Annotated in this window: 24 protein-coding genes and 1 other RNA gene; 13 read left to right on the forward strand and 12 right to left on the reverse strand. The window is 70.7% G+C overall.

Going from position 1 to position 23643, the window contains the following annotated elements; translation table 11 throughout:
* Positions 1-35 precede the first annotated feature (35 nt).
* From phnE (BM041_RS01740) to phnC, 4 genes are all read right to left on the reverse strand, one after another.
* Positions 36-899, reverse strand: a complete 864-nt coding sequence (gene phnE / locus BM041_RS01740; RefSeq protein WP_092954607.1) for a phosphonate ABC transporter, permease protein PhnE — start codon at positions 897-899, stop codon at positions 36-38.
* Positions 900-904: 5 nt separating this feature from the next.
* Complete coding sequence (phnE, locus tag BM041_RS01745) at positions 905-1816, reverse strand: phosphonate ABC transporter, permease protein PhnE (RefSeq protein WP_245761881.1); 912 nt, start codon at positions 1814-1816, stop codon at positions 905-907.
* A 2-nt stretch (positions 1817-1818) separates the two neighbouring features.
* Positions 1819-2784, reverse strand: coding sequence for a phosphate/phosphite/phosphonate ABC transporter substrate-binding protein (gene phnD, locus BM041_RS01750; protein ID WP_092954613.1), 966 nt, complete (start codon positions 2782-2784; stop codon positions 1819-1821).
* A 143-nt stretch (positions 2785-2927) separates the two neighbouring features.
* Complete coding sequence (gene phnC / locus BM041_RS01755) at positions 2928-3755, reverse strand: phosphonate ABC transporter ATP-binding protein (RefSeq protein WP_092954616.1); 828 nt, start codon at positions 3753-3755, stop codon at positions 2928-2930.
* Positions 3756-3926: 171 nt separating this feature from the next.
* Between phnC and BM041_RS01760 the strand changes: the two genes are divergently transcribed.
* Entirely contained in the window at positions 3927-4256 is a 330-nt protein-coding gene (locus BM041_RS01760; protein WP_092954618.1) for an NIPSNAP family protein, read from the forward strand.
* A 226-nt stretch (positions 4257-4482) separates the two neighbouring features.
* Here BM041_RS01760 and recR read toward each other — a convergent pair whose 3' ends face one another.
* The 4 genes from recR to ffs all read right to left on the reverse strand — a co-directional run bounded on the left by recR (position 4483) and on the right by ffs (position 7578).
* Positions 4483-5082, reverse strand: a complete 600-nt coding sequence (recR, locus tag BM041_RS01765; protein ID WP_092954621.1) for a recombination mediator RecR — start codon at positions 5080-5082, stop codon at positions 4483-4485.
* A gap of 83 nt (positions 5083-5165) precedes the next feature.
* Positions 5166-5492: a YbaB/EbfC family nucleoid-associated protein gene (locus tag BM041_RS01770; protein WP_092954624.1), complete on the reverse strand. Its 327-nt coding sequence runs from the start codon at positions 5490-5492 to the stop codon at positions 5166-5168.
* 8 nt (positions 5493-5500) lie between these two features.
* On the reverse strand, positions 5501-7438 hold the full coding sequence (locus BM041_RS01775; protein ID WP_092954627.1) for a DNA polymerase III subunit gamma/tau: 1938 nt from the start codon (positions 7436-7438) through the stop codon (positions 5501-5503).
* A gap of 49 nt (positions 7439-7487) precedes the next feature.
* An RNA gene (gene ffs, locus BM041_RS01780) (signal recognition particle sRNA small type) lies at positions 7488-7578 on the reverse strand.
* 102 nt (positions 7579-7680) lie between these two features.
* On the opposite strand from ffs, the gene nudC reads away from it, so the two are divergent.
* The 3 genes from nudC to BM041_RS30370 are packed head-to-tail and all read left to right on the forward strand — an operon-like array spanning position 7681 to position 10289.
* Positions 7681-8610, forward strand: a complete 930-nt coding sequence (gene nudC, locus BM041_RS01785; RefSeq protein ID WP_092954630.1) for an NAD(+) diphosphatase — start codon at positions 7681-7683, stop codon at positions 8608-8610.
* On the forward strand, positions 8607-8894 hold the full coding sequence (locus tag BM041_RS01790) for a hypothetical protein (RefSeq protein WP_092954633.1): 288 nt from the start codon (positions 8607-8609) through the stop codon (positions 8892-8894). The genes nudC and BM041_RS01790 overlap by 4 nt, the downstream gene beginning before the upstream one ends.
* Positions 8895-8897: 3 nt before the next feature.
* Positions 8898-10289, forward strand: coding sequence for a hypothetical protein (locus BM041_RS30370; protein ID WP_175533666.1), 1392 nt, complete (start codon positions 8898-8900; stop codon positions 10287-10289).
* A 30-nt stretch (positions 10290-10319) separates the two neighbouring features.
* Here the strand turns inward: BM041_RS30370 and BM041_RS01800 are convergent, their stop codons facing one another.
* Entirely contained in the window at positions 10320-11183 is an 864-nt protein-coding gene (locus tag BM041_RS01800) for a prephenate dehydratase (RefSeq protein WP_092954636.1), read from the reverse strand.
* Positions 11184-11405: 222 nt separating this feature from the next.
* Here BM041_RS01800 and BM041_RS01805 point away from each other — a divergent pair, with 222 nt between their 5' ends.
* From BM041_RS01805 to BM041_RS01840, 8 genes are all read left to right on the forward strand, one after another.
* Positions 11406-11942: a c-type cytochrome gene (locus tag BM041_RS01805; RefSeq protein WP_092954639.1), complete on the forward strand. Its 537-nt coding sequence runs from the start codon at positions 11406-11408 to the stop codon at positions 11940-11942.
* On the forward strand, positions 11939-12718 hold the full coding sequence (gene hisN, locus BM041_RS01810; RefSeq protein WP_092957334.1) for a histidinol-phosphatase: 780 nt from the start codon (positions 11939-11941) through the stop codon (positions 12716-12718). The genes BM041_RS01805 and hisN overlap by 4 nt, the downstream gene beginning before the upstream one ends.
* Positions 12719-12786: 68 nt before the next feature.
* Positions 12787-14643: an extracellular solute-binding protein gene (locus tag BM041_RS01815; protein WP_092954642.1), complete on the forward strand. Its 1857-nt coding sequence runs from the start codon at positions 12787-12789 to the stop codon at positions 14641-14643.
* A gap of 15 nt (positions 14644-14658) precedes the next feature.
* Positions 14659-15780 carry a microcin C ABC transporter permease YejB gene (locus BM041_RS01820; protein ID WP_092954645.1) on the forward strand — a complete coding sequence of 374 codons (1122 nt, stop codon included), beginning with the start codon at positions 14659-14661 and terminating at the stop codon, positions 15778-15780.
* 217 nt (positions 15781-15997) lie between these two features.
* The gene (locus BM041_RS01825; RefSeq protein ID WP_139225930.1) at positions 15998-17032 is read left to right on the forward strand and encodes an ABC transporter permease; all 1035 of its coding nucleotides are present in this window, start codon (positions 15998-16000) and stop codon (positions 17030-17032) included.
* Entirely contained in the window at positions 17029-18642 is a 1614-nt protein-coding gene (locus BM041_RS01830; protein WP_245761882.1) for an ABC transporter ATP-binding protein, read from the forward strand. Before BM041_RS01825 ends, BM041_RS01830 begins: the two co-directional genes overlap by 4 nt.
* Positions 18639-19100, forward strand: coding sequence for a hypothetical protein (locus BM041_RS01835; RefSeq protein WP_092954651.1), 462 nt, complete (start codon positions 18639-18641; stop codon positions 19098-19100). The genes BM041_RS01830 and BM041_RS01835 overlap by 4 nt, the downstream gene beginning before the upstream one ends.
* Positions 19100-20032: a 2-hydroxyacid dehydrogenase gene (locus BM041_RS01840; RefSeq protein WP_092954653.1), complete on the forward strand. Its 933-nt coding sequence runs from the start codon at positions 19100-19102 to the stop codon at positions 20030-20032. Before BM041_RS01835 ends, BM041_RS01840 begins: the two co-directional genes overlap by 1 nt.
* Positions 20033-20078: 46 nt before the next feature.
* On the opposite strand, the gene BM041_RS01845 is transcribed toward BM041_RS01840, so the two are convergent.
* Positions 20079-20477: a MarR family transcriptional regulator gene (locus tag BM041_RS01845; RefSeq protein ID WP_092954655.1), complete on the reverse strand. Its 399-nt coding sequence runs from the start codon at positions 20475-20477 to the stop codon at positions 20079-20081.
* A 178-nt stretch (positions 20478-20655) separates the two neighbouring features.
* Positions 20656-22068: a leucyl aminopeptidase family protein gene (locus BM041_RS01850; protein ID WP_092954658.1), complete on the reverse strand. Its 1413-nt coding sequence runs from the start codon at positions 22066-22068 to the stop codon at positions 20656-20658.
* 192 nt (positions 22069-22260) lie between these two features.
* Here BM041_RS01850 and BM041_RS01855 point away from each other — a divergent pair, with 192 nt between their 5' ends.
* Positions 22261-23349 carry a glycosyltransferase family 4 protein gene (locus BM041_RS01855; RefSeq protein ID WP_092954661.1) on the forward strand — a complete coding sequence of 363 codons (1089 nt, stop codon included), beginning with the start codon at positions 22261-22263 and terminating at the stop codon, positions 23347-23349.
* On the opposite strand, the gene BM041_RS01860 is transcribed toward BM041_RS01855, so the two are convergent.
* On the reverse strand, positions 23336-23551 hold the full coding sequence (locus BM041_RS01860; protein WP_092954664.1) for a hypothetical protein: 216 nt from the start codon (positions 23549-23551) through the stop codon (positions 23336-23338). The genes BM041_RS01855 and BM041_RS01860 overlap by 14 nt on opposite strands.
* Between the last annotated feature and the right edge of the window lie 92 nt (positions 23552-23643).

Consider the following 23643-nt stretch of genomic DNA (forward strand, 5'->3'; position numbering starts at 1 on the left):
GCAGGCTCAAGCGCCCCCGTTCCCCGTCATGATTCTCAGCGCTTCGCGATGCCTTCGCGGTCCCCGATCAGGCGGCGGCGGATGCGGGACGACAGCGTATCGATCAGCGCCACCGCCGCGATCATCAGGATGATGATGAAGGCGACCTCGTCCCAGTAGCGGACCTTGATCCGTTCCGCGATCTGCAGCCCGATGCCGCCCGCCCCCACCACGCCGAGGATCGCCGCCGACCGCGTATTGGATTCGAGAAAATACAGTGCCTGCGCCACCATCACCGGCAGTACCTGCGGCAGCAGGCCGAAGCGCGTGCGCAGCAGGCGGTTGCCGCCCACGGCATCGATCCCCTCCGCCTGGCGCTTCTCCGCATTCTCGATCGCTTCTGCATAGAGTTTCGCGAGTACCGCGATGTCGGCGGTCGCGATCGCCAGCACGCCGGCCAGCGGCCCGAGGCCGACCGCCCGCACATAGGCCAGCGCCCAGATCAGCTGGTCCACGCCGCGGAAGCCGTCGAAGATGCGCCGGAGCGAGAAATGCGCCAGCGTGTTCGTCACCACGTTGTTGGCGCCCATGAACCCCAGCGGCACGGCGATGATCGCGGCGAAAAGCGTGCCGAGGAAGGCCATCGCGATGCTCTCCGCGATGCCCTTCAGGATCTCCACCCATTGTTCGCCCGGTGAGGGCGGGATCATGAGGGTGACGATGACGCCAAGCCCCGACAGCCCGTTCCACAGCCGCTGGGGCGTGATGTCGAACCACCAGAACAGGAACACCAGCCACCCCAGCGCCGCCGCCCCCGCCACGGCGCGGATCGCGCGCGTGCGGGGCGTGGCGCCGAAGGCCCGCGGATAGCGCGCGCGCAGCGCGGCGATCTGGTCCGGCGTGGGTTGAGCGAGTGCCATCGCCGTCAGCCCGCGCTGCCGCGCGTGGCGGAAGCGTTCAACCCCATGCGCAGCTTCTCCGACACCACGTCGATCATGGCGACCGCGATGATGATCAGCACGACGATGGCGCTGATCTCCTCGTAATAGTTGAAGGCGATCACCTGGTAGAGTTCCGCGCCGATCCCGCCCGCGCCGACGAAGCCGATGACGCTGGCGCCGCGCACATTCACCTCGAACCGCAGCAGCGCGTAGCTGAGGAAGTTGGGCGCCACCTGCGGCAGGATGCCGAAGCGGGCGCGGTGGAACCAGTTGCCGCCGGCGGCGCGGATGCCCTCCACCGGCCCCGGCTCCGCATTCTCCACCACTTCCGCGAACAGCTTGCCATTGGCGCCCAGCGTGTGGATGGCGATGGCCAGGATGCCCGCCAGCGGCCCGATGCCGAAGGCCCAGACGAAGATCAGCGCGAAGACGATCTCCGGCACCGTCCGGCACACTTCCAGGAAGCGGCGGGACAGGTGGTAGGCCCAAGGGTTGGGCGCCATGTTCCGCGCCGCGGGGAAGCAAAGCGCCAGCGCGCCCAGCGTGCCCGCCAGCGTCGCCAGCAGGGCCATCTGCGCCGTCTCGAACAGCAGCCAGGCCCATTTGTCGGCCCGGTACATCCAGGACGCGAAGCTGCCCTCCGTCTCCCAATTCGCGAAGAACACCTCCCACCGGAAGGTCGGCAGGGTCCGCCAGAAATACTCGCCGATGCGCGGCAGCCCGGCCAGGATCGCGGCGGGGGAGGCCTCGCTCACCAGCGCCGCGACATAGATGCAGACCAGCAGGACGCCACCCCAGAGCAGGGTGGCGTTGCGTCGGGCGCGGCGCGCCGCCTGGAAATCCGCCTCGATGCGTGGAACCGCACCGGGACGGGAAAGGGGGAGCGCCGCCGACACGCTCAGCTGCGCCGGCGCCGCTCGGCCGCTTCCTCGCGGCGCAGCTGCACGATCGGCTCGAACTGCTCATGCGTCACCCGGGCATAGCCCAGGCCGCCGCCGCGCTCGACCTGCGCGTAGATCTGCGGGTGGGAGGTCGCCAGCGCCAGGTGGAAGGCGGTGATGTCGGCCTTGAAGGCATCCGGCAGGTCCTTCCGGACCGTCCAGGGGCCGTTCAGGATCGGGCGGGACCGCCAGATGATCCGCAGGTCGCGCATGTTCAGCATCCCCTTCTCGACCATGGCGCGAAGGTTGCCGCGGGTGAAGCCCTGCGCCTCGTCGCCCTGGCCGGAGGCCCAGGTCACGGCCGCATCATACTGGCGCTGCAGCACCGCGACCACCGCCTGCTCATGCCCGCCGCCGAAGCCGGTGCGGGAGAAGTACTGGCCGCTTTCCGTGCCGATGCCGGCGCCGCGCAGCTCGCTCCGCGGCACCAGGTAGCCGCTGGTGCTGTTCGGGTCGGCCCAGGCGAGGGACTTGCCCCGCAGCTGCTCCAGGCTGGTGATGCCGCTATCGGCCCGCACCACCATGACGGAGATGTAGGAGATGCTGCCATCGGCTTCCCGCGCCACGAACAGCGGCTCCACCGCGCCATTGGTGTCGAGCCAGGCGCCGGCATAGGCGGAGGCGCCCATGCTCGACATCTCGATCTGCCGGGCGCTGAAGGCCTGCATCACGCCGGCGTAGTCGGAGGCCGGGAACAGCCGCACTGGCACGCCGAAGGTCGTCTCGATCAACTGGCGATAGGCGTCGTAGCGGCCGAGCCGGTCGGATTCATTCTCGCCGCCCAGCAGGCCGATGCGGATCTGGGGCACCTGCTGCGCCCAGGGGCGGCGGCCGGCGGCCGGCATGGCGGGGGCGGCTGTCTGCGCCGCTGCGGCAAAGGGCATCAGGCTGGCGGCAGCCATCATCAGGCGACGGGTGATCATCGGGGTCTCTCCCAGTGGGGTTGGAAAAACGCCGCCGATCCCGCCGCCCCTGGCCCTTTCAGGCCGGGCCTGAAGCCCCATCCCCGTCCCGGCCGCGCCGCCCATCCGGCGCGCTGACCCTGTCGGGGATGACGCCGCAAGCCCTAGGCGATGGCGAGGCCGGCCTTCGGCGCGCGCTGGACCTTGGGCTTCACAGCCTCCTCGGCCTGTTCGTCGAACTCGTCCTCGGACACGCCGTAGATCTCGCGCACCTTCTCCCCGGTCAGCGCGGCGGGCGGGCCATCGAACATCACACGGCCTGCCTGCATGGCGACGATCCGGTCGCAATAATGCCGCGCGGTGTCGAGGTGATGGAGATTGGTCAGGACGGTGATCCCGTCCTCCCGGTTCACCTGGCGCAGCGCCTCCATCACCGTCCGCGCATTGCGCGGGTCGAGGCTCGCGATCGGCTCATCCGCCAGGATGAATTTCGGCTCCTGCATCAGCGCCCGGCAGATGGCGACGCGCTGCTGCTGGCCGCCGGAAAGCGTGTCGGCGCGCTGCAAGGCCGTATCCGCCAGGTCGAAGCGGTCCAGCGCCTGGATGGCCAGGGCCCGCTCCTCCGCCGTGAACAGGCAGAGCAGGCTGGTCAGCGTGCCCATGAAGCCGGGGCGGTGGTTCAGCCGGCCCACCAGCACATTGGTCAGCACATCGAGGCGCTGCACGAGGTTGAACTGCTGGAAGATCATCGCGCAGTCCGTCCGCCAGCGCCGCAGCGCGGCGCCGCGGAGCGCGGTGATGTCCTGGCCATCATGGATGATCCGGCCCTCGGAGGGTTCGGTCAGCCGGTTGATCATCCGCAGCAGGGTCGATTTCCCCGCGCCGGACCGGCCGATCACGCCCACCATCTGCCCGTCCGGGATGGAGAGGCGGACATCATTCACCGCCGTCACCGCCCCGAACCGACGTGTCAGACCCTGAAGCTCCAGCATCCCCGCCGCCCTTTGATGAGACGGCCTATACATGCACCGGATGACACGGATGTTGCAGGGGAATGATGGTCCCGTGTCAGCGAATCGGCGGCGGTTTTCCCCCTGGGGCCCCTTCCGCCCCGGGGCGGGGCGCGCGATCCTCCGCCCCCGCAACACCAGGGGAACCGCCCGATGATCGTCGACCTGCGCATCTACACCACGGCACCCGGCAAGCTGGCCGAATTCGTGTCGCTGTATGAGACCATGGCCTGGCCGCTGCAGCTGAAATACCTGGAGAACTGCCTGGGCTGGTACACGACGGTGGAGGGGGAGCTGAACACCGTCGTCCACCTCTGGGGCTATGCCGACCTGGCGGATCGCGACCGCCGCCGCACCGCCATGGCGGCGGACCCGGCCTGGGGCGCCTATCTGAAGGAGGGTGCTGCGCGGGGGCTGCTGGTGAAGCAGGAAAACCGCTTCGTGCGGCCGACGGGGTTCTACAGCAAGTTCAAGGCCGGCTGATCCGCCCGGGGGGAGCGCCGCTCCCCCCGATACCCCCCACGCCAGGGTCGAAGGCGACCCTGGACCGCCAGGCATGACCCGCGAAACCTCTGGCGCCGCGCATGGGTTCCGGCTATGTTCACTGCGCCGCCACCCTTCTGCGCCCCCCGCGAAAACGGTGCTAAACGCGCATAAACGGCATAATCGGCTTAAGTCACTAAGCGACTAAAAAGTCACACCCGGACATTCACACCGGCCGCCGCGCCCGCAGCGCCGCCGCCAGCGTGCCCTCATCCAGCACATCCAGCGCGCCCCCCATCGGCACCCCCTGCGCCAGCCTGGTCACGGCCACATCGGCGGGCTTGAGGCGGTCCGTCAGGTAATGCGCCGTCGCCGTGCCATCGACGGTGGCGGGCAGGGCGATGATGACCTCCGTCACCCCCTCCTGCTCCACCCGTCGAAGCAGCGGCTGGATGGACAATTCCTCCGGCCCGATGCCCGCGAGTGGGGAGAGGGTGCCGCCCAGCACATGGTACAGCCCGTGATGGGCATGGGCGCGTTCCAGCGCCCAGAGGTCGGCCACCCCCTCCACCACGCAGACCAGGTGCCGGTCCCGCCGCGGATCCGTGCAGATGCCGCAGGGGGATTGCGCGTCGAGGTTTCCGCACACCTGGCAGGGCCGCACCGCCTCCGCCGCCGCCGTCAGCGCTTCCGCCAGCGGCAGCATCGTCTCCTCCGGCTTCATCAGCATGCGCAGCACCGCGCGCCGCGCGCTCCGCCGGCCAAGGCCGGGCGTGCGCGCCAGCAGCGCGATCAGGCGCTCGATGGGATCGTTCGGCAGTGACAAAAGCAGGCCCTATCGCTCCCTCTCCCGCAGGGCGGGAGAGGGTCGGGGTGAGGGTGGGACAGCGCCCACCCCGGACAGTCAGATCAGAATGGCAGCTTGAGACCGCCGAGGCCGCCCGGGATGTTCATCCCCGCCGTCGCCTTCTGCATCTCCTCCGCCATCATCGCCTCCACCTTCTGCTTGGCGTCGGCATGGGCGGCGACGATCAGATCCTCCAGCACCTCCCGGTCATCCATCAGGGAGGGATCGATGGTCAGGCGGCGCAGGTCACCCTTGCCGGACAGCCGCACCTTGACCATCCCGCCGCCGGAGGCGCCCTCCATCTCGGCGGCCTCCAGCTTCGCCTGCATCTCCTGCATGCGCGTCTGCATCTGCTGCGCCTGCTTCAGCATGTTGCCGAGGTTCTTCATGGCGTCGGTCAATCCTCCGGTGAGATGTCGTCATCAAGCCCCGCCGGCTCCGCATCCGGCGGCGCGAAGTCACGGCCTGGATCGGTGTCGTCGAAGGCCGAGGGTGGGGGCAACCCGTAATTGTCGAGGCTGGCATCACGAACCGCCTCGATCGTGGCGCCCGGGAAGGCGTCCAGCACCGCCTGCACCAGCGGGTGGGTGCGGGCCAGGGCGCGGCGATCCTGTTCGGCCGCGCGGCCCTGCTCGGCCAGCGTCGGCTCGCCTTCCGCATTGGACAGCGCGACGGTCCAGCGCGTGCCCGTCGTCTCCATCAGCAGCGCGGTGATCTGCTGCGCCAGGTCGCGCGGCGCGTCCGCCTTGGTGCGAATCTCGACCCGGCCAGGCGTGACCTTCACGGGATGGACGCTGTGGACCAGGTGCGCGTGCAGCATCGGCTTCCGCCCATGCGCCAGCGCCGCGATGTCCCGGTAGCTGGCCACCACCGGCACCGCCGGCGCCGCGGGCGCCGCGGCCACGGCTTCCACGGGTTGTTGCGCGATGGCCACCGCCGCGCCGCCGCCGCCGGCAATGGCCCGCAGCCCGCCACCACCCGGCGGCGGTGCCGAAGGCCCGGCGGGCGCGGCGGCGCCCTGTTCCGTCAGCCGCCGCACCAGGTCGCCCGGCGTCGGCAGCTCCGCCACATGGGCGATGCGGATCAGCACCATCTCCGCCGCCGCGCGCCGGTCCACGCCATCCTGCGCGACCTCCTGCAACCCCTTCAGCAGCATCTGCCAGCAGCGCGCCAGCACCGGGATGGAGAGGCGATCGGCCAGCTGCGCACCGCGCACCCGCTCTGCCTCCGGCAGCGCCGGATCCTTGCGGAGTGCGGGCACGGATTTCATCCGGCTCAGCAGATGCGTCAGCTCCAGCAGGTCGGACAGCACCACGCCGGGGTCCGTGCCCCGCGCATGGGCCTGTTCCGACAGGCCGAGCGCGGTCGCCGCATCCCCCGCCATCAGCGCTTCCATGAGCGAGACGGCGAGCCCCCGCTCGGCGAGGCCCAGCATGTCCACCACGGCCTCGGCCGTCACGCCGCCGCCGCCCGCCATGGCGATCGCCTGGTCGAGGATGGAGAGCCCATCCCGCACCGATCCATCGGCCGCGCGCGCCACCATGGCCAGCGCCTCGCCCTCCGCCGGCACCTCCTCGGCCGCGCAGATGCGCTCGAAATGCGCCAGCAGCTGGTCCTGCGGCACGCGGCGCAGGTGGAAGGTCTGGCAGCGGGAGAGGATGGTGGTCGGCACCTTCCGCAATTCCGTCGTCGCCAGCATGAACTTCACGTCCGGCGGCGGTTCCTCCAGCGTCTTCAGCAGGGCGTTGAAGGCGGCCGTGGACATCATGTGGACCTCGTCCAGGATGATGACCTTGAAGCGGCCCTGGGCGGGGCGGAAGCGCAGGCGTTCGCGCAGCTCCCGCACATCGTCGATGCCGTTGTTGCTGGCGGCGTCCAGTTCCTGCACGTCGGGGTGCCGGTCCGCCAGGATGGCGCGGCATTCCGCGCAGACCCCGCAGGGCTCCGGCGTCGGCCCGCCCGTGCCGTCCGGGCCGATGCAGTTCAGCGCGCGGGCGATGATGCGGGCCGTCGTCGTCTTGCCTACGCCGCGGACGCCCGTGAGCATGAAGGCGTGGTGCACCCGCCCCTGCGCGAAGGCGTTTCGCAACGTCTTTACCAGCGCTTCCTGCCCGATGAGGTCCGCGAAGTTCTGCGGCCGGTATTTCCGCGCGAGAACTCGATACGGCGTGCCGGAAGCGGCGACCGGGGCAGGTGGTGCGGGGGGCGGTGGCGGCGCGGCGGCGGCCGGCGGATCGGGCTCCCCGAACAGCCCCGGGCCTTCCTGCGGCGGGGGCGGCGGCAGCCCCTCATCCTCGTCAGGCGGTAGCGGGTTGCCGAAGATATCGCTGGCCATGCGGTTGTCCGGGTTAGCGTGGGCCCGGAGGCAGGGCCAGGGTCAGGTGGAAGATCGGCGGTCGACCCGCGCGAGAACTCGTTACGGCTGCTTCCTTCCGGACCTGACCGGGTTGGCGAGGAGCACGTCCGTCGCCGACCTTCCACCCCCAATATCGGGGCTCCGGCGCCCGCCGGCAATGCCCCCAACTGCGTGAACTCCCTCCCTGGACCCGCCGCGGGCCGCGTGGCAGGGTCCGGCCGATGCTCTCCGTCCCCGCCAGCCGTCCCAATGCCTATACGGGCAGCCCCCTCGATCGCGCCGGTCACCGGCGCGACGATGCGGACTGGATCGCCCAGGCCCTCGCCGATCCCGAGACCCTCTTCACCCCCGTCTGGCGCAGCCGCAGCCTGATGAAGGGCGTGGAGGCCGGCACGCCCGAAGCCGTGCTGCTGACCGGCGCCGCCGCGGAAGCCGTGCGCATGGCCGGCGGTCCCTGGGCCTTCCTGGGGATGTGGGGGGAGCGCCCCGTCTTCACCGTCGATTGCTCCGGCGCCGAGGACCCGCTGCCCCTGCTGCCGGACGGCATGGGCAGCTTCACGGATCTCCGCCAGGTCGCGGGGCTGCTCCCGGCCGGGGAGGCTTCGGTCCTCGCCCATGCCCGCGGCCTGATGCATTGGCGCACGCGCCATCGCTTCTGCGGCGTCTGCGGGGCCGAATGCGCGCCGCGCAGCGCCGGCAACGTCATGGTCTGCACCGCCTGCAACGCCCAGCACTTCCCGCGCACCGACCCGGCCGTGATCATGCTGGTGGTGCGTGGCGACAAGGCGCTGCTCGGCCATTCCCACCGCTTCCCCAATTCGAAGATGTATTCGACGCTCGCCGGCTTCGTGGAACCGGGGGAGAGCCTGGAGGAGGCGGTGCGGCGGGAGGTGAAGGAGGAAACCGGCGTGGATGTCGGCGATGTCCGCTACCACTCCTCCCAGCCCTGGCCCTTCCCGGCCTCCATCATGCTGGGCTTCCATGCGGAGGGGCTGTCGGAGACCGTCACCATCGACCCTGATGAACTGCAGGACGCCCGCTGGTTCACGCGGGAGGAGATGCGCGATGCCGCCGCGCATGGCTTCTCCCTGCCCCGCATCGATTCGATCGCGCGGCGCCTGATCGAGGATTGGCTGGAGCACGGCGCATGAAGCCCCTTTTCGCCACCCTGCCCCTGGTGCTGGCGGCCGCCTGCGCCAGCCCGGCGCCCCGGCCCGCGGAGACGCCGGCCATGGCCGAATGCCGCGCGGAAGCCGAGCGGTCGCCCGGCGCGCAGGCGATGTTCAGCCGCATGAACCTCGACAACGTCAACAACCGTGATCGCGTGGAGCGGGAGCGGGAGCAGATCGTCAACCGTGCTTATGCGGATTGCCTGACGCGGCGCGGCATCGTGCGCGGCGGCGGCGTGGAGCCGGTTCGCCGCTCCGGCTTCTGAGGCATGTCGGGCGCCGCTCCCCCGCCCAGCCGGGGCCTGGCCGGGTTCCTGGATGCGCTGCGCGATGGCTGCATCGTGGTGGGCTGGGCGGCCGATCCGCAGGACCCCGCGGCGCGCCCCACCATCCGCCTGATGCGCGGGGTGGAGGTGCTGGCCGAATGCACCGCCGACATCCAGCGTGATGACGGCAATCCCGGCTTCCGCCTGCGTTCCCCCATCCCGCTGGCGCCGCGCGACTTCCTCGAGGGGCGGGTGCGGGTGCGCGCGGTCCTGCCCGGCCGCCCCGTCGCCACCACCCTGGCCATGACGCGGCGCATGCGCGATGCGCTGGAAGCCGAGGCCGAGGGCGCGGCTTCGCCGCCTCCTGCGCCGCCGCCGCCGCCGCCGCCACCCGCCCCGCCCGTCGCGCCACCGCCGCCACCACCCGCCCCGCCCGTCGCGCCACCGCCGCCACCACCCGCCCCGCCCGTCGCGCCACCGCCGCCACCACCCGCGCCGCCCGTCGCGCCGCCGCCGCCGCCGCCACCCGCCCCGCCCGCCGCGCCACCGCCGCCGGCGGCGCCCGTGTCACCGGCACTGGCCGCCCCCGCGCCCGGCGACCCCGCCTTGCCCGCACCGCTCGGCGCCCTGCACCGCATCGCCCGCGGTCTCGCCGCCGGCCCCGTCGCCACGCTCCATCTCCTGCTGCCGCGCCGTGCCAGCGTCCTGGCCGCGCAGGCCGATCCGGCCCTGACGCCGCTGGAGCGGGACGCGGCCGCGGAGCCCGTCCTCGCCGCCGGCTGGGTGCCGCTGCGCCAGGCCTTCGCCCGGCTGCCAAATCCAGGCCCCCTCTGGCGGCAGGACGGGGAGAGCCTCGCCATCGAGGGTGGCCTCGCGCTGGTGGAGACGCTGCTCGCCGTCCTGCGGGTGCTGCGGCCGGACGCCGCGGAGCAGATCGGCCGGGCCGCCGCGATCCTCGCCCGGGCCGACCTCGCCGCCCTGCCGCGGCGGGAGGTCGCGGACGGATCCGGCCCGGCCGCAGGCCCCGCCTTCATGGGTGTCGCGATGCGGGAGACGGAGCCGGCGCTGACCGCCGACATCTTCTATGACCTGCCGCCCCCCCGCCCGATGGCGCAGCCCCTGCCGGGGCTGGAGGCCTGGGCGAGCCCCGGGGCGCCGCTGCCCTGGCGGGTCGTTGTGATGACGGAAGCGGGCCTCGGCGGCAGCGCCGGCCCCGCCTTCGCGGGCTGGTGGCTCCGCCACCTCGTCGCGGAATGCGTGGTGAGCGAGGCGCTGGCGACGGTGGACCCCGCCGCCATCCTCGCCACCCGGCCCGACCTGGTGCTGACCCTGGCCAGGGAGCCGGCCCCCCCCCCCGGCGGAGCCGGGCTAGCGAACTCGGCGGAGCCGGGCTAGCGAACCCGGCGGAGCCGGGCTAGCGAACCCTCAGTTCCCCTCGCGCTGCGCCAGCCGGTAGGGATGCGCGCGATAGGTGCCGAGCACCCGCACATCGGCGGAGAAGAAGGCCAGCTCCTCCAGCGCCCGCGCCAAGGCGGGGTCGTCCGGCCGGCCATCGACATCGGCCAGGAACTGCGTCGCGGTGAAGGCGCCGCCGACCATGTAGCTCTCCAGCTTGGTCATGTTCACGCCATTCGTCGCGAAGCCGCCCAGTGCCTTGTAGAGCGCGGCCGGGATGTTGCGGACGCGGAAGACGAAGCTCGTCACCCAGTCCCCGGCCTCGAACGGCCCTTCCAGCGGCGTGGTACGGCAGACGTAGAAGCGCGTCGTGTTGTGCGCCGCGTCCTCCACATTCTTCCGCAGGATCTCAAGCCCGTAGATCTCCGCCGCCAGTTCGCTGGCGATGGCCGCGTCCTCCACGCCGCCGCGCTGCGCGATCAGTTCCGCCGCGCCCGCCGTATCGGCCTCGATCACCGGCTGCAGCGACAGCTCCTTGATCAGCTTCAGCACCTGGCCGAGCGCCACCGGGTGGCTGTGCGCGCGCTTGAGCGTCGCGATGGAGGCACCCTTGGGGGCCAACAGGCAATGCTCGACGCGCTCGAAATGCTCCCCCACCACATGCAGGCCGCTGTCGGGCAGCAGGCGGTGGATATCCGGCACCCGGCCGGCGAGCGAGTTCTCGCAGGGCAGCATGGCCAGCCCCGCGCGGCCGTCCCGCACCGCATCCATGGCCGCTTCGAAGGACGGGCAGGGCAGGGTGGTCCAGCCGGGATAGGCCTTGCGGCAGGACAGGTCCGAATAGGCGCCCGGCAGGCCCTGGAAGGCAATGACACCGGCGGAATTGTTGGGCATGTGAGGGCGTTGTCCTGCCTGTGGGCGACCAGCCGGGTTGTCGTTGCCGGCGGCGGCCTATATGTTCCGGCGGGTTTTACGGCAGGCCGGGCAGGGTGCAAGCCCGGCCTCGTCGCACAGTCTTAACGGTTATCGGGCATCGCATCGTCCACGCCGGTTCGCGGCGCCGCTCCACCGCGGCGTCCCCGGTTGGTGAAGCGCTTCGGAAGGGTCCATTCCAGGATGAGTCTGGAAGTCAACAAGGTTGCCGCCGCCGTGCTGACGGCCGGCATCGCCTTCATGGTCACCGGTCTGATCGGCGACCTGATCGTGCATCCGCGCAAGCTGGAGACCAGCGCGCTGGCCACGCCGGCCGCCGCGCAGCCTGCCGCTGCCGCCGCGCCCGCCGCGCCGACGCTGGAGCCGATCAGCCCGCTGCTGGCCGCCGCCAATGCCGATGCTGGCCGCGCGCTCGCCAGCCGCCTCTGCGCCTCCTGCCACAATTTCGTGCAGGGCGGCCCGAACGGCGTGGGCCCCAACCTCTACGGCATCGTGGGCAAGGGCCATGCGCAGGTCGCGGGCTTCAACTACTCCGCCGCGAACCGCGCCCTGGCCGACAAGCCCTGGGATTTCGAGGCCCTGAACGCCTTCATCGCCCGCCCCTCCGCCGCCATGCCTGGCACGCGCATGGCCTTCGCCGGCGTCAGCAACCCGGCGCAGCGCGCGGACCTGATCGCCTTCCTCCGCACCCTCTCGCCGAACCCGGTCCCGCTGCCCTGATCCCGGCAGCCTTCCGGGAAACCGCCGAAGCGGCGGCGGATGCGGCCGGTGCCGTCATCCGCCCGCTCTTCCGGTCCCAACTCCTCGTCGAAGCCAAGGGCGATGCCAGCCCGGTGACGGAGGCCGACAAGGCCGCCGAACGCACCATCCGGGCCCTGATCGCCCAGCGCCACCCCGACCATGGCGTGATCGGGGAGGAATACGGGGAGACCAATGCGGGCGCTGACTGGGTCTGGGTGCTGGACCCCATCGATGGCACCCGCGCCTTCGTCACCGGCCGTCCCCTGTTCGGCACGCTGATCGGGCTGTTGCACAAGGGCGTCCCCGTGCTCGGCCTGATCGACCAGCCCGCCACGCGCGAACGCTGGACCGGCATCAGCGGCCAGGCGACCGAATTCCGCTCCGATTTCGGCGGCACGCCGCGCTGCCGGCCCTGCGCCACACTGGCCGAGGCCGAGCTTTCCTGCACTTCCCCCGACATGTTTGACGCCGCCACCGCCCCCCGCTTCGCCGCGGCCAAGGCCGCCGCGCGCCGCACCACCTGGGGGGGCGATTGCTACGCCTATGGGCTGCTGGCGCTTGGCCTGGTGGATGCGGTGGTGGATGCCACCATGAAGCCCTGGGACTGGGCTGCGCTGGTGCCGGTCATCGAGGGGGCGGGCGGCCGTTGCACGGATTGGGCGGGCCGGCCGCTCCGCCTCGACAGCGATGGCACCGTCCTCGCGGTGGGTGACGCCGCCCTGCTGCCGGAAATCTCCCGCCTTCTGGCCGGCTGAGGCTGGCCGCGCGGCTTCCGCCGAAGGCGGACGTTGCGGCGAACAGGGCGAACCCCCAAACTGTGGGCATGCGCCGCCGCGACCTGATGTCCCTCTCCGCCGCCCTGGGCCTTGCGCCCGGGCTTTCGCATGCCGCCACCCCCGCCGGCGGCAGCGCCGCCCCGGGCCAGGCCGTGCGCACCCATGCGCTGTCCCTGCTGGGGGAGCCCGCGCTGCCGGCCGACTTCACCCATTTTCCCTGGGTGAACCCCAATGCGCCCAAGGGGGGTGAGGTCGCGCTGACGGCGCTGGGGTCCTTCGACAGCTTCAACGGCTTCGTCATCCGCGGCACGGCGGCCGTGGGCCTCAACCTGCTCTACGACACGCTGCTGAAGGAAAGCGCGGACGAGGCCAGCACCGAATACCCCTACCTCGCCCAATGGGTGGAACTGCCGGCGGATCGCAAGGGCGTCAGCTTCGACCTCAACCCGGCCGCCCGCTGGCATGATGGCCGCCCCGTCACCGCCGCCGACGTGGTCTGGACCTTCAACACGCTGCGCCAGCACGGCCGCCCGGGCTTCCGCGCCTACTACGCCGATGTGACGGAGGTGGTGGCCGAATCGGAACGCCGGGTCACCTTCCGCTTCAAGGACGACCAGAACCGCGAACTGGCCCTGATCCTCGGCCAGATGGTGGTGCTGCCGCAGCATTGGTGGCAGGGGCGGGACTTCGCCCGGCCGCTGCTGGACCCGCCGCTGGGCTCCGGCCCCTACCGGATCGAGCGTTTCGAGGCCGGGCGCAGCATCGTCTATCGCCGCGTCACCGATTGGTGGGCGAGGGGCCTTCCCTCCATGCGCGGCCAGCATAATTTCGACGTCCGCCGCTTCGAGTATTTCCGCGACAACACCGTCTCCCTGGAAGCGTTCAAGGCCGGCCAGATCGATTTCCGCACGGAGAATGTCGCCCGCGACTGGGCCACGGCCTACGACTTCCCCGCCCGCCGCCGCGGCCTGGTGAAGCTGGACGAGATCCGCCACGAACTGCCGACCGGCATGCAGGCCTGGGCGGTGAATCTCCGCCGGCCCATCTTCCAGGATGCCCGCGTCCGCCGCGCCCTGGTGGAAGTCTTCGACTTCGAATGGCTCAACGCCAATGTCTTCTTCGGCGCCTATGCGCGGACCAGCTCCTTCTTCTCCAACTCCGAACTCGCCTCCTCCGCCCTGCCGCAGGGGCGGGAACTCGCCATCCTGGAACGCTTCCGCGGCCGCGTGCCGGCGGAGGTCTTCACCAGCGAATACCGCCTGCCCGTCACCGACGGCTCCGGCAACAACCGCGATGGCCTGCGCCGCGCGCTGGCGCTGCTGCAATCCGCCGGCTGGCAGGTGCGCGACCGCCGCCTGGTGAATGCCCAGGGCCAGCGCTTTGAGTTCGAGATCCTGCTCCAGGGCGCCACCTTCGAACGCGTGGCGCTGCCCTATGTGCAGTGGCTGGAACGGCTTGGCATGGCGGTGCGCGTCCGCACCGTCGATCCCGCGCAGTACCAGAAGCGCATGGACGAATTCGACTACGACATGACCATCGACAGCATGGGCCAGTCGCTGTCCCCCGGGAACGAGCAGCGGGACTACTTCACCTGCGAGAAGGCGCGCGAGCCCGGCAGCCAGAACGTCGCCGGCATCTGCGAACCCGCGATCGACGAACTCGTCGAACTCGTCGTCACGGCGCCGGACCGGGAGGAGCTGGTGGCCCGCACCCGCGCCCTGGACCGCGTGCTGCTGGCCCATAACTACGTCATCCCCCACTGGCACAGCCGCAGCTTCCGCATCGCCTTCTGGGACAAGCTGATGCGGCCGGAACGGAACCCGCGCTACAACCTCTCCCTCGACTGGTGGTGGGTGGATGTGGAGCGGGAGCGTGCGCTGCCCGACGCGCGCCGCGCGCTGTAGCAACCAGAACCCCTGATGGCCGCCTATATCCTTCGCCGGCTGCTGCTGGTGATCCCGACGCTGTTCGGGATCATCGTCATCAACTTCGCCGTCGTGCAATTCGCCCCCGGCGGCCCCGTGGAGCAGATGCTCGCGGAACTGCGCGGGGAGGGCCAGGTGCTCGGCCGCCTCACCGGCGAAGGCGGCGGGGAGACGCGGCAGCCCGGCAGCGCCGGACCCTCCATGACCTCCGGCGAAAGCTCGGGCGGCCCCGTCGGCAATTATCGCGGCGCGCGGGGCCTGGACCCCGCCATCGTGCGGGACATCGAGAAGATGTTCGGCTTCGACAAGCCCGCCCATGTCCGCTTCCAGGAGATGATGCTGGGCTACCTGACCTTCGATTTCGGCCGCAGCCTGTTCCGGGACCGGCCGGTGGTGGATTTGATCGTTGAGAAGATGCCCGTCTCCATCAGCCTCGGCCTCTGGTCCACGCTGATCATCTACCTCGTCTCCATCCCCCTCGGCATCCGCAAGGCGGTCAGGGACGGTTCGCGCTTCGACCTCTGGACCTCCGGCGTCGTGCTGGTGGGCTACGCCATCCCGGGCTTCCTGTTCGCCATCATGCTCGTCGTCTTCTTCGCCGGCGGGTCCTTTCTCCAGTGGTTCCCGCTGCGGGGGCTGGCGACGTCAGGCTCCGAAACCTGGCCCTTCTGGCAGCGGTCGCTGGACTATGCATGGCACATGGCGCTGCCGACTCTGGCGCTGGTCATCGGCGGCTTCGCGGGGCTCGTCATGCTCACGAAGAACAGCTTCCTGGACGAGATCGGCAAGCAATACGTCGTCACGGCGCGGGCCAAGGGCAACACGGAAAACCGCGTCCTCTACGGCCACGTCTTCCGCAACGCGATGCTGCTGATCATCGCGGGCTTCCCCGCGGCCTTCATCGGCATCCTCTTCACCGGCGCCCTGCTGGTGGAAATCGTCTTCTCGCTGGACGGGCTCGGCCTGCTGGGCTTCGAGGCCGCGATCCGCCGCGACTACCCCATCATGTTCGCCACGCTCTACATCTTCACCCTGCTCGGACTGCTCATGCAGATCGTCGGCGACGTCATGTACACCATCATCGACCCCCGCATCGACTTCGAGGCGCGGCGGTGAGGGGGGTGTGCGCGGGTGGCTTCGCAGGGGGGCTTTGCCCCCCTGCACCCCCCACCAGGAGGCAGCGGCCTCCTGGACCACAGGCCTTGAACGCCGGAGAAGAGGGGGGGCGAAGTGCCCCCCTCTTCTCCGGCGTTGAAAGTTCCGGCGGGGTCCGGGGGGGGCCACGCCCCCCGGCGGGGGTGCGGGGGCAGAGCCCCCGCGAGGCGACCCGCGCATGACCCCCATCACACGCCGCCGCCTGGCGAACTTCCGTGCGAACCGACGCGGCTTCTGGTCGCTCTGGGTCTTTCTCCTGCTGTTCTTCCTGACCCTCTTCGCCGAGTTCATCGCGAATGACCGGCCGCTGGTCGCGCATGTCGACGGCAAGTGGTTGTTCCCGGTCGCGATCGGCTATGCGGAGGAAGACGTCCTGCCGGATGGCTTGCCGGTGACGATGGACTGGCATGATCCGGAGTTGCGGAAGGAATTCGCGGATCGCGGGGGATGGGCGGTGTGGCCGCCGATTCCGTATCGCCATGACACGGTGGTGCGCGATCTCGGCAGGCCATCGCCGGCGCCGCCTTCGGCGCGGAACTGGCTGGGCACGGATGACCAGGGGCGGGATGTGATGGCGCGGGTCATCTACGGCTTCCGCATTTCCGTGCTGTTCGGCTTCACGCTGACCCTGGTGAGTTCCGTCATCGGCATCGCGGCGGGGGCGGTGCAGGGGTATTACGGGGGTTGGGTCGATCTCGGCTTCCAGCGATTCATCGAGGTCTGGTCAGGGATGCCGCAGCTGTATCTGCTGATCATCCTGGCCAGCGTGATCGAGCCGAGCTTCTGGACCCTGCTGGTCTTTCTGCTGCTGTTCAGCTGGATGGGGCTGACCGGCGTGGTGCGGGCGGAATTCCTGCGTGGCCGGAACCTGGACTATGTGCGCGCCGCGCGGGCGATGGGTGTTTCCGACACGGCGCTGATGGTCCGCCACATCCTGCCGAATGCGATGGTCGCCACGCTGACCTTCCTGCCCTTCATCCTGTCCGGGTCGGTGACGGTGCTGGCGAGCCTCGATTTCCTCGGCTTCGGCCTGCCGCCTGGCAGCGCATCCCTCGGGGAACTGGTGTCGCAGGGTAAGAACAATCTCCAGGCCCCCTGGCTCGGCATCACCGCCTTCTGCGTGCTGGGCGGCGTGCTGACCTTGCTGATCTTCGTGGGCGAGGCCGTGCGCGACGCCTTCGATCCGCGGAAGCTTCCGGGAGGTGGGCGGTGAGCGGACCGATCCTCGACGTCGAAAACCTCTCCGTCGCCTTCCGCGGCAAGACGGTGGTGGAGGGCGTGTCCTTCCAGGTCCATCGCGGGCGAACGCTGGCGCTGGTCGGCGAATCCGGCAGCGGCAAATCCGTCACGGCGCTGTCCTGCCTGCGGCTGCTCGGCCCCGGCGGCAGCAATCCCGGCGGGCGCATCACGCTGGATGGCACCGATGTGCTGACGGCGGAGGGCGAGGCGCTGCGTCGGCTGCGGGGCGGCGTGGCGGGCATGGTGTTCCAGGAACCCATGACCTCCCTGAACCCCCTGCACACGGTCGGCCGCCAGGTGGCGGAGGCGGTGACGCTGCATCGTCCCCTCTCCGGCACCGCGCTGGACCAGCGGGTGATCGAACTGCTGACCCGCGCGGGCTTCCCCAAGGCCGCGGATCGGCTCGGTGCCTTCCCGCACCAGCTCTCCGGCGGCCAGCGCCAGCGCGTGATGATCGCGGCCGCGCTGGCCAATGACCCCGCGCTGCTGATCGCGGATGAGCCGACGACGGCGCTGGACGTGACGATCCAGGCGCAGATCCTGGAACTGCTGCGGGACCTGAAGCAGCGCCTGTCCATGGCGCTGCTGCTGATCACGCATGACCTGCAGATCGTGCGCCGCCACGCCGATGATGTGGTGGTGATGCGCCATGGCCGTGCGGTGGAGGCCGGGCCGGTTGCCGAGGTCTTCGACAATCCGCGGCACGACTACACGAAGATGCTGCTGGCGACGGAGCCACGCGGCCGGCCCGCGCCGGTGCAGCCGGCTGCACCGGAAATCCTTCGCGGCGACGGCATCAAGGTCCACTTCCCCATCAAGCGCGGCGTGCTGCGGCGGACGGTCGCCACGGTGAAGGCCGTGGACGGCGTCTCCGTCTCGATCCGGGAGGGGGAGACGCTGGGCCTGGTCGGCGAATCCGGCAGCGGCAAGACAACGCTCGGCCTGGCCATGCTGCGCCTGGAGACCTCCGAGGGGCCGATCAGGTTCGAGGGCAAGGAGATCCAGGGCCTCGATCGCGCCGCGCTGCGCCCGCTGCGGCGGCGGATGCAGATCGTCTTCCAGGACCCCTATGGCAGCCTCTCCCCCCGCATGACGGTCGGCGAGATCGTGGGGGAGGGGCTGCGCGTGCACGAAACCCTCTCCGCCGCCGACCAGGCGGCACGGGTGGCGGAAGCGCTGCGGGAGGTGAACCTCGACCCCTCCATGATCGAGCGCTACCCGCATGAATTCTCCGGCGGCCAGCGCCAGCGCATCGCCATCGCGCGCGCTTTGGTGCTGAAGCCCCGCCTGGTGGTGCTGGATGAGCCGACGAGCGCGCTCGATGTCTCCGTCCAGGCGCAGGTGGTGGAGTTGCTGCGGGACCTGCAGGCGCGCCATCGCCTCGCCTATCTCTTCATCTCCCATGACCTCCGCGTGGTCCGGGCGCTCGCGCATCGGATCGTGGTGCTGAAGGATGGGCGCGTGGTGGAGGAAGGGGAGGCGGAGGCGGTTGTCGCCGCGCCCCGGGAAGCCTACACGCGCGCCCTGATGGCGGCGGCCTTCGACCTGAGCGCCGCCGGGGGAGAGGGCCACGTCCGGACATGAGTGAAGCCAAGGAGCCGGCGGAGGATGTCGATCCCCGCCCGCCGCTGATCCTGCTGCGCGCGCTGCTGGACAGCCAGGCGGTCAAGCTCGGCGTCCATATCCGCAAGATGAATTCGCCGGGCAGCCCCGTCTATTTCTACGGGGAGAACATCTGGCCCGCCGCCACAATCCTGACGGCGTCCTTCGCCGGGACGGCGCTGGTGCACTGGTATCTCGGCGCCGCGATCCTGGCCGTCGGCTGCTACTGGTGGATCTTCAAGGTGCAGCCGCGCATCCGCGACGGCGTCTTCGAACGCACCACCGCGCTTGCGATCCTGTCGGAGGAGAATTTCGACGCGCTCTGGGCGAAGGGCGTGCTCAGCCTCTATGCCGAGGTGCCGGACGGAAGAAAGTTCGCCGCCACCAGGCGGGATGACTGGCGCGTCTTCGTGCGCCTGCTGACCAGGGAAACCGCGTGATGGCTGTGCTGCTTTCCACCAAGGCCGCGACGATGGATTGGTGGCGCCGCGCGCTGCTGGCCGTGGACCCGGGCTTGACCATCCGCCTGTTCCCCGATGCTGGCGACCCCGCCGAGATCGAGGCCGCGGTGGTCTGGACGGCGCATGACATGGCGGAGCTGCGCCGCTACCCCAACCTGAAGCTCATCGTCTCCATGGGCGCGGGCGTGGATCACCTGCTGCGCCCGCCGGGGCCGCCGCCGGGCATTCCGGTGGCCCGCCTGGTGGATCGAATGTTGACCACGCAGATGGGCGAATGGGTGCTGCTGAATGTCCTGCGCTTCCACCGCCAGGACCTGGATTATCGCGCGCTCCAGGCCGCGAAGCGCTGGGAGGAACTGCCCGCGCCGGTCACGGCCGAGACGCGCATCGGCATCCTCGGCCTCGGTGAGCTCGGCAGCCATGCCGCGGGGCTGCTCACGCGCCTCGGCTTTCCGGTCATGGGCTGGACGCGCCGGCCGAAGGTGGTCGATGGCGTGCAGACCTTCCATGGCGCGGACGGGCTTGCCGCCATGGCCGCGCAGTCGAACATCCTCGTCTGCCTGCTGCCGCTGACGCCGGAGACGCGCGGCATCGTCGATGCGGCCCTGCTCTCCCGGCTGCCGAAGGGCGCCTTCCTCATCAACGGTGCCCGCGGCGGGCATGTGGTGGATGCGGATCTGCTGGCGGCGCTGGAAACGGGGCAGGTGGCTGCGGCGGCGCTGGACGTCTTCCAGCCCGAGCCTCTGCCGGCGGATCACGCCTACTGGTCGCATCCGAAGGTGGTGATGACGCCGCATGCCGCGAGCATCACCATCCCCGAAAGCGCCGCGCCCCAGGTCGTGGAGAACCTCCGTCGCGCCCGGGCCGGCGAGGCGCTGATGAACCTGGTGGATTTCAGCGCGGGCTACTGACCCGGGAAAGCCGGGCGCCGCCCCCCTGGGGGAGCGGCACGCGGGATCAGCCGGCGCGGCGGGCTTCGGTCGCGGCGGCTTCGCCGGCGGGTGCGCTTTCGCGTGCCGTCTGCTCGGCCTGCGCCATGATGCTCCGCATGTCCCGCAGGAAGGACGCGCCCTTCAGCGTGCGCTGCACGAGCACGCTGCGGCGGTCCATCGGGTCCACCTTGCGGCGGGCCAGGTCGAGCTCGCCCAGCCGGTCCAGCGCCCGCGTGATGGCGGGCTTCGAGACGTTGAGTTCCGCCGCCAGCCCGCGGACGGTGTGCGGGCCGTCGGTGAGATAGACCGTCAGGAACACGCCAAGCTGTCGGGCGGACAGGTCTGGCCCATCCCGGCGGACGAGGGCGACGACGGTGTCGCGAAGAATGCCGACAAGCTGGTCGGGGGATGATTGCGTTGCCATGGTCTCAAATCCTTCCTCGGCGCGCTTTCGGCTACCGGGCGCCGCCTTGGACGGGGCGCCCTGGCGGCCCGTGGCGCGCCCTTCCGATGAATCGCTCTGTGAAAGGTGCTGCCGCTGTATGCTCTTCTGAGAGCGTTTTGAGGCAGAAAGTTCCCGTTTCATCTCGATTTCGTTACCGTCAAGGGTTGTCGCGGTGAAGAAGAAGGGCTGTCACGGCGCGGCTAAGCGCGCGCGCGGTCTGGATTTCCCCGCCTTCCGGCCGCCCGGCGCGTGTCTGATCGTTCCAGGCATAGAGGTCGACATGGGCCCATCGCAGGTCGTCCGGTACGAAGCGACGGAGGAACAGCGCGGCCACCACCGCACCCGCCATCGGCTTCGAGGCAACGTTGTTGATATCGGCGACGTTGCTGTCCAGCCAAGAAACGTAACTTCTATGTAATGGCAGCTGCCACAAAGGATCATGCACGTCCAAGCCGAAACGAAGAATGGTTTTCGCCACCTGCGCGTCATCGGAGAAAAGTGCCGGCAAATCAGGGCCGAGTGCGACGCGCGCTGCTCCCGTCAGGGTTGCCGCGTCCAGAACCAGGGCTGGTGCCTGTTCCGCCGCAAAGGCCAGCAGGTCCGCCAGCACCAACCGCCCTTCCGCGTCGGTGTTGCCGATCTCGACCGTCAGCCCCTTTCGAGTCGCGATGACATCCATCGGCCGGAAGGCAGCGCCGGAGACCGAATTCTCCACCGCCCCCACCAGCAGCAGCAGCCGGATCGGCGCGCCCGACGCCATCAGCATCTCCGCCAGCGCGATCATGGTGGCGGCGCCGCCCATGTCCTTCTTCATCCGCAACATCGAGGCGGCCGGCTTCAGGTCGAGCCCGCCCGTGTCGAAGCACACGCCCTTGCCGCAGAGCGCCAGCAGCGGTGCATCCGCCGCGGCATCCGGCCCCTGCCAGCGCAGCACCGCCACCCGCGGCGCGCGTGGGCTGCCCTGGCCGACGGCAGCCACGGCGGGGAAGCCTTCCGCCAGCGCCGCGCCCTCGATCACCTCGAAGGTCGCGCCATGCGCCGCCGCCAGGTCGCCGATCGCGGCGGCCAGTTCCTCCGGCCCCAGATGCCCGGCGGGGGTATTGATCAGGTCCCGGCCCCGGCAGATGGCGCGTGCTTCCGCCAGCGCCGTCTCCGTGCCCGGCGGCGTCGCCAGCCGCGCGGGCTGCCGGGATGGCGCCTTGAACCGGCTGTAGCGATAGGCGCCAAGGCACCAGCCCAGCACCGCGGGCGCTGCCTCGGCCTCGCCCTCCAGGCGCCAATCCGTCCCCTCCGGCAGGGCCATCGGCAAGCCGCCATAGGCCCAAGGGGAGGCCGCGTGGGAGGCCGCATCATCGCCCAGCCCTGCCACAGCACCGTCGATCCCGGACCCGCCGGTCGCCGACAGACTGGGCAGCAGGCGCCATTCCTGCGCCTTGGCGGTGAAGCCGCTGGCGCGCAGGAAGGCCGCCTGGCTGGGCGGCAGGCGTTGCAGCAGCCCCGCCAGGCCGCCCCGTGTCACCAGGTGCAGCGGCAGGGCCGGTGCGTCGCCCGGGATCAGACAATCTAGCATCGCGTCTCCGATGGCGGCCTGGCCGCCAGGATTGTCCAGATTCCCCGATGGAGCCTGAACGATGTGTTAACAGCTTGGATGATTGCAACCCATGATGGTGCGATCACGGTTGCGATACAGCCGGTGGTGATGGGGTCGGTGGCGGCGATCCGGCGCCCTTTCAGGGTGTCCACCTGGATGGTAGGGCGGGGTATGCGGATCCTGCTTTGGTATTGGGGGCGGCGCGGCGGTGGCGCGCAATTCTCGCTCGGCCTCGCCCGTGAACTGGCGGGCCGGCCCGGCATCGGGCTCAGCCTGTCGGTGTCCGCGCAGGGTGAGTTGGTGGAGGGATTCCGCGCCCTGGGCGCGCCGATCGACATGGTGGAGACCTATCGCGGCCTCGGCGGATTCGCCACCGGGCTCCTGCGCGTGCCGGGCCTCGCGCGGCGGCTGGTGGAGCAGGCGCGGGGCGCGGATCTCGTGCTCTCGGGCATGACCCACACCTGGACGCCGCTGGTGGCGCCGGCCCTGGCGAAGGCGGGCATTCCCTTCATCCCCGTGGTGCATGACGCCGCGCCCCATCCCGGCGACCCGGCCTTCGCCTGGGGATGGCGCCTGCGGCGCGAATTGGGCGCCGCCCGCGCCGCGGTTGCCCTCTCCGACGCCGTGGCGGCGACGCTGGCGCGGGTCGCGCCGGGCCTGCCCGTGGTCCGCATGGCGCTGCCCGCGCTGGTCCAGGGCGGCGTGGCGATGCCACGCCCGGCCGGTGCCGGCCTCCGCCTGCTCTTCTTCGGTCGTCTGCGGGCCTATAAGGGCCTCGACCTGTTGCGCGACGCGTTCCGCGCCTTCCACGCCACGCATCCCGAGGCGACGCTGCGGGTGGTGGGGGAGGGGGATGCCGAATCCTGCGCGCCCGGCCTTTCCGCGCTGCCCGGCGTCACGGTCGAGCATCGCTGGGTGGCGGAGGACGCCATTGCGGCCCTGCTGGCCGAGGCCGACGCTGTCGTGCTGCCCTATCGGGAGGCCAGCCAATCCGGCATCGCCCCGCAGGCGCTCGCGCTCGGCGTTCCGGTGGTGGCGACACCGGTGGGCGGGCTGGCCGAGCAGGTCCGCGAAGGCCATGGGGGCGTCCTGGCGACGGCGGTGACGGCGGCGGCCTTTGCCGATGCCCTGCGGCACCTGGCTGAACCCGGCGCGCTGGCGCGCCTTGGCGCGGAAGCGCGCGCTGCCGGCGGGCCGGACTGGGCGGCGGAGGTGGACCGGCTGCTGGCGGGGATCCGCCCCGCCCTCAGCGCGGGATGACGATGCCGCTGCTCCACTGGAGGATGCCGAGGCCGAAGATGACGGCGCCAATGCCATAGATGACGGAATGCTGCACGGGCGTGACCCGCAGCGCCACCAGCGCCAGCGTGCCGAACAGCGCCCGCCAGAAGGACGCGTCCAGCATCAGCAGCCCGACGAAGGTGAAGCCGAGGAAGCACAGAATCCGCACTGCCGTGATCATGCCTGGCCTTCCGATGCGATGCGCCGTTCTGGCGCATGGCGTGCAGCCGGGCAAGCGGAAGGCCGAAGCCGCCGCGCCGCCGTTGTCCCATC

The sequence above is a fragment of the Falsiroseomonas stagni DSM 19981 genome, assembly GCF_900114315.1.
Classification (GTDB): Bacteria; Pseudomonadota; Alphaproteobacteria; order Acetobacterales; family Acetobacteraceae; genus Falsiroseomonas; species Falsiroseomonas stagni.

Bases quoted from the DNA above. Each gene is read 5' to 3' on its own strand.
- phnE (WP_092954607.1), bottom strand. From the start codon at position 899: ATGGCACTCGCTCAACCCACGCCGGACCAGATCGCCGCGCTGCGCGCG.
- phnD (WP_092954613.1), bottom strand. From the start codon at position 2,784: ATGATCACCCGTCGCCTGATGATGGCTGCCGCCAGCCTGATGCCCTTT.
- phnC (WP_092954616.1), bottom strand. From the start codon at position 3,755: ATGCTGGAGCTTCAGGGTCTGACACGTCGGTTCGGGGCGGTGACGGCG.
- BM041_RS01760 (WP_092954618.1), top strand. From the start codon at position 3,927: ATGATCGTCGACCTGCGCATCTACACCACGGCACCCGGCAAGCTGGCC.
- BM041_RS01770 (WP_092954624.1), bottom strand. From the start codon at position 5,492: ATGAAGAACCTCGGCAACATGCTGAAGCAGGCGCAGCAGATGCAGACG.
- BM041_RS01775 (WP_092954627.1), bottom strand. From the start codon at position 7,438: ATGGCCAGCGATATCTTCGGCAACCCGCTACCGCCTGACGAGGATGAG.
- nudC (WP_092954630.1), top strand. From the start codon at position 7,681: ATGCTCTCCGTCCCCGCCAGCCGTCCCAATGCCTATACGGGCAGCCCC.
- BM041_RS01790 (WP_092954633.1), top strand. From the start codon at position 8,607: ATGAAGCCCCTTTTCGCCACCCTGCCCCTGGTGCTGGCGGCCGCCTGC.
- BM041_RS30370 (WP_175533666.1), top strand. From the start codon at position 8,898: ATGTCGGGCGCCGCTCCCCCGCCCAGCCGGGGCCTGGCCGGGTTCCTG.
- BM041_RS01800 (WP_092954636.1), bottom strand. From the start codon at position 11,183: ATGCCCAACAATTCCGCCGGTGTCATTGCCTTCCAGGGCCTGCCGGGC.
- BM041_RS01805 (WP_092954639.1), top strand. From the start codon at position 11,406: ATGAGTCTGGAAGTCAACAAGGTTGCCGCCGCCGTGCTGACGGCCGGC.
- BM041_RS01815 (WP_092954642.1), top strand. From the start codon at position 12,787: ATGCGCCGCCGCGACCTGATGTCCCTCTCCGCCGCCCTGGGCCTTGCG.
- BM041_RS01820 (WP_092954645.1), top strand. From the start codon at position 14,659: ATGGCCGCCTATATCCTTCGCCGGCTGCTGCTGGTGATCCCGACGCTG.
- BM041_RS01825 (WP_139225930.1), top strand. From the start codon at position 15,998: ATGACCCCCATCACACGCCGCCGCCTGGCGAACTTCCGTGCGAACCGA.
- BM041_RS01835 (WP_092954651.1), top strand. From the start codon at position 18,639: ATGAGTGAAGCCAAGGAGCCGGCGGAGGATGTCGATCCCCGCCCGCCG.
- BM041_RS01840 (WP_092954653.1), top strand. From the start codon at position 19,100: ATGGCTGTGCTGCTTTCCACCAAGGCCGCGACGATGGATTGGTGGCGC.
- BM041_RS01845 (WP_092954655.1), bottom strand. From the start codon at position 20,477: ATGGCAACGCAATCATCCCCCGACCAGCTTGTCGGCATTCTTCGCGAC.
- BM041_RS01850 (WP_092954658.1), bottom strand. From the start codon at position 22,068: ATGCTAGATTGTCTGATCCCGGGCGACGCACCGGCCCTGCCGCTGCAC.
- BM041_RS01855 (WP_092954661.1), top strand. From the start codon at position 22,261: ATGCGGATCCTGCTTTGGTATTGGGGGCGGCGCGGCGGTGGCGCGCAA.
- BM041_RS01860 (WP_092954664.1), bottom strand. From the start codon at position 23,551: ATGATCACGGCAGTGCGGATTCTGTGCTTCCTCGGCTTCACCTTCGTC.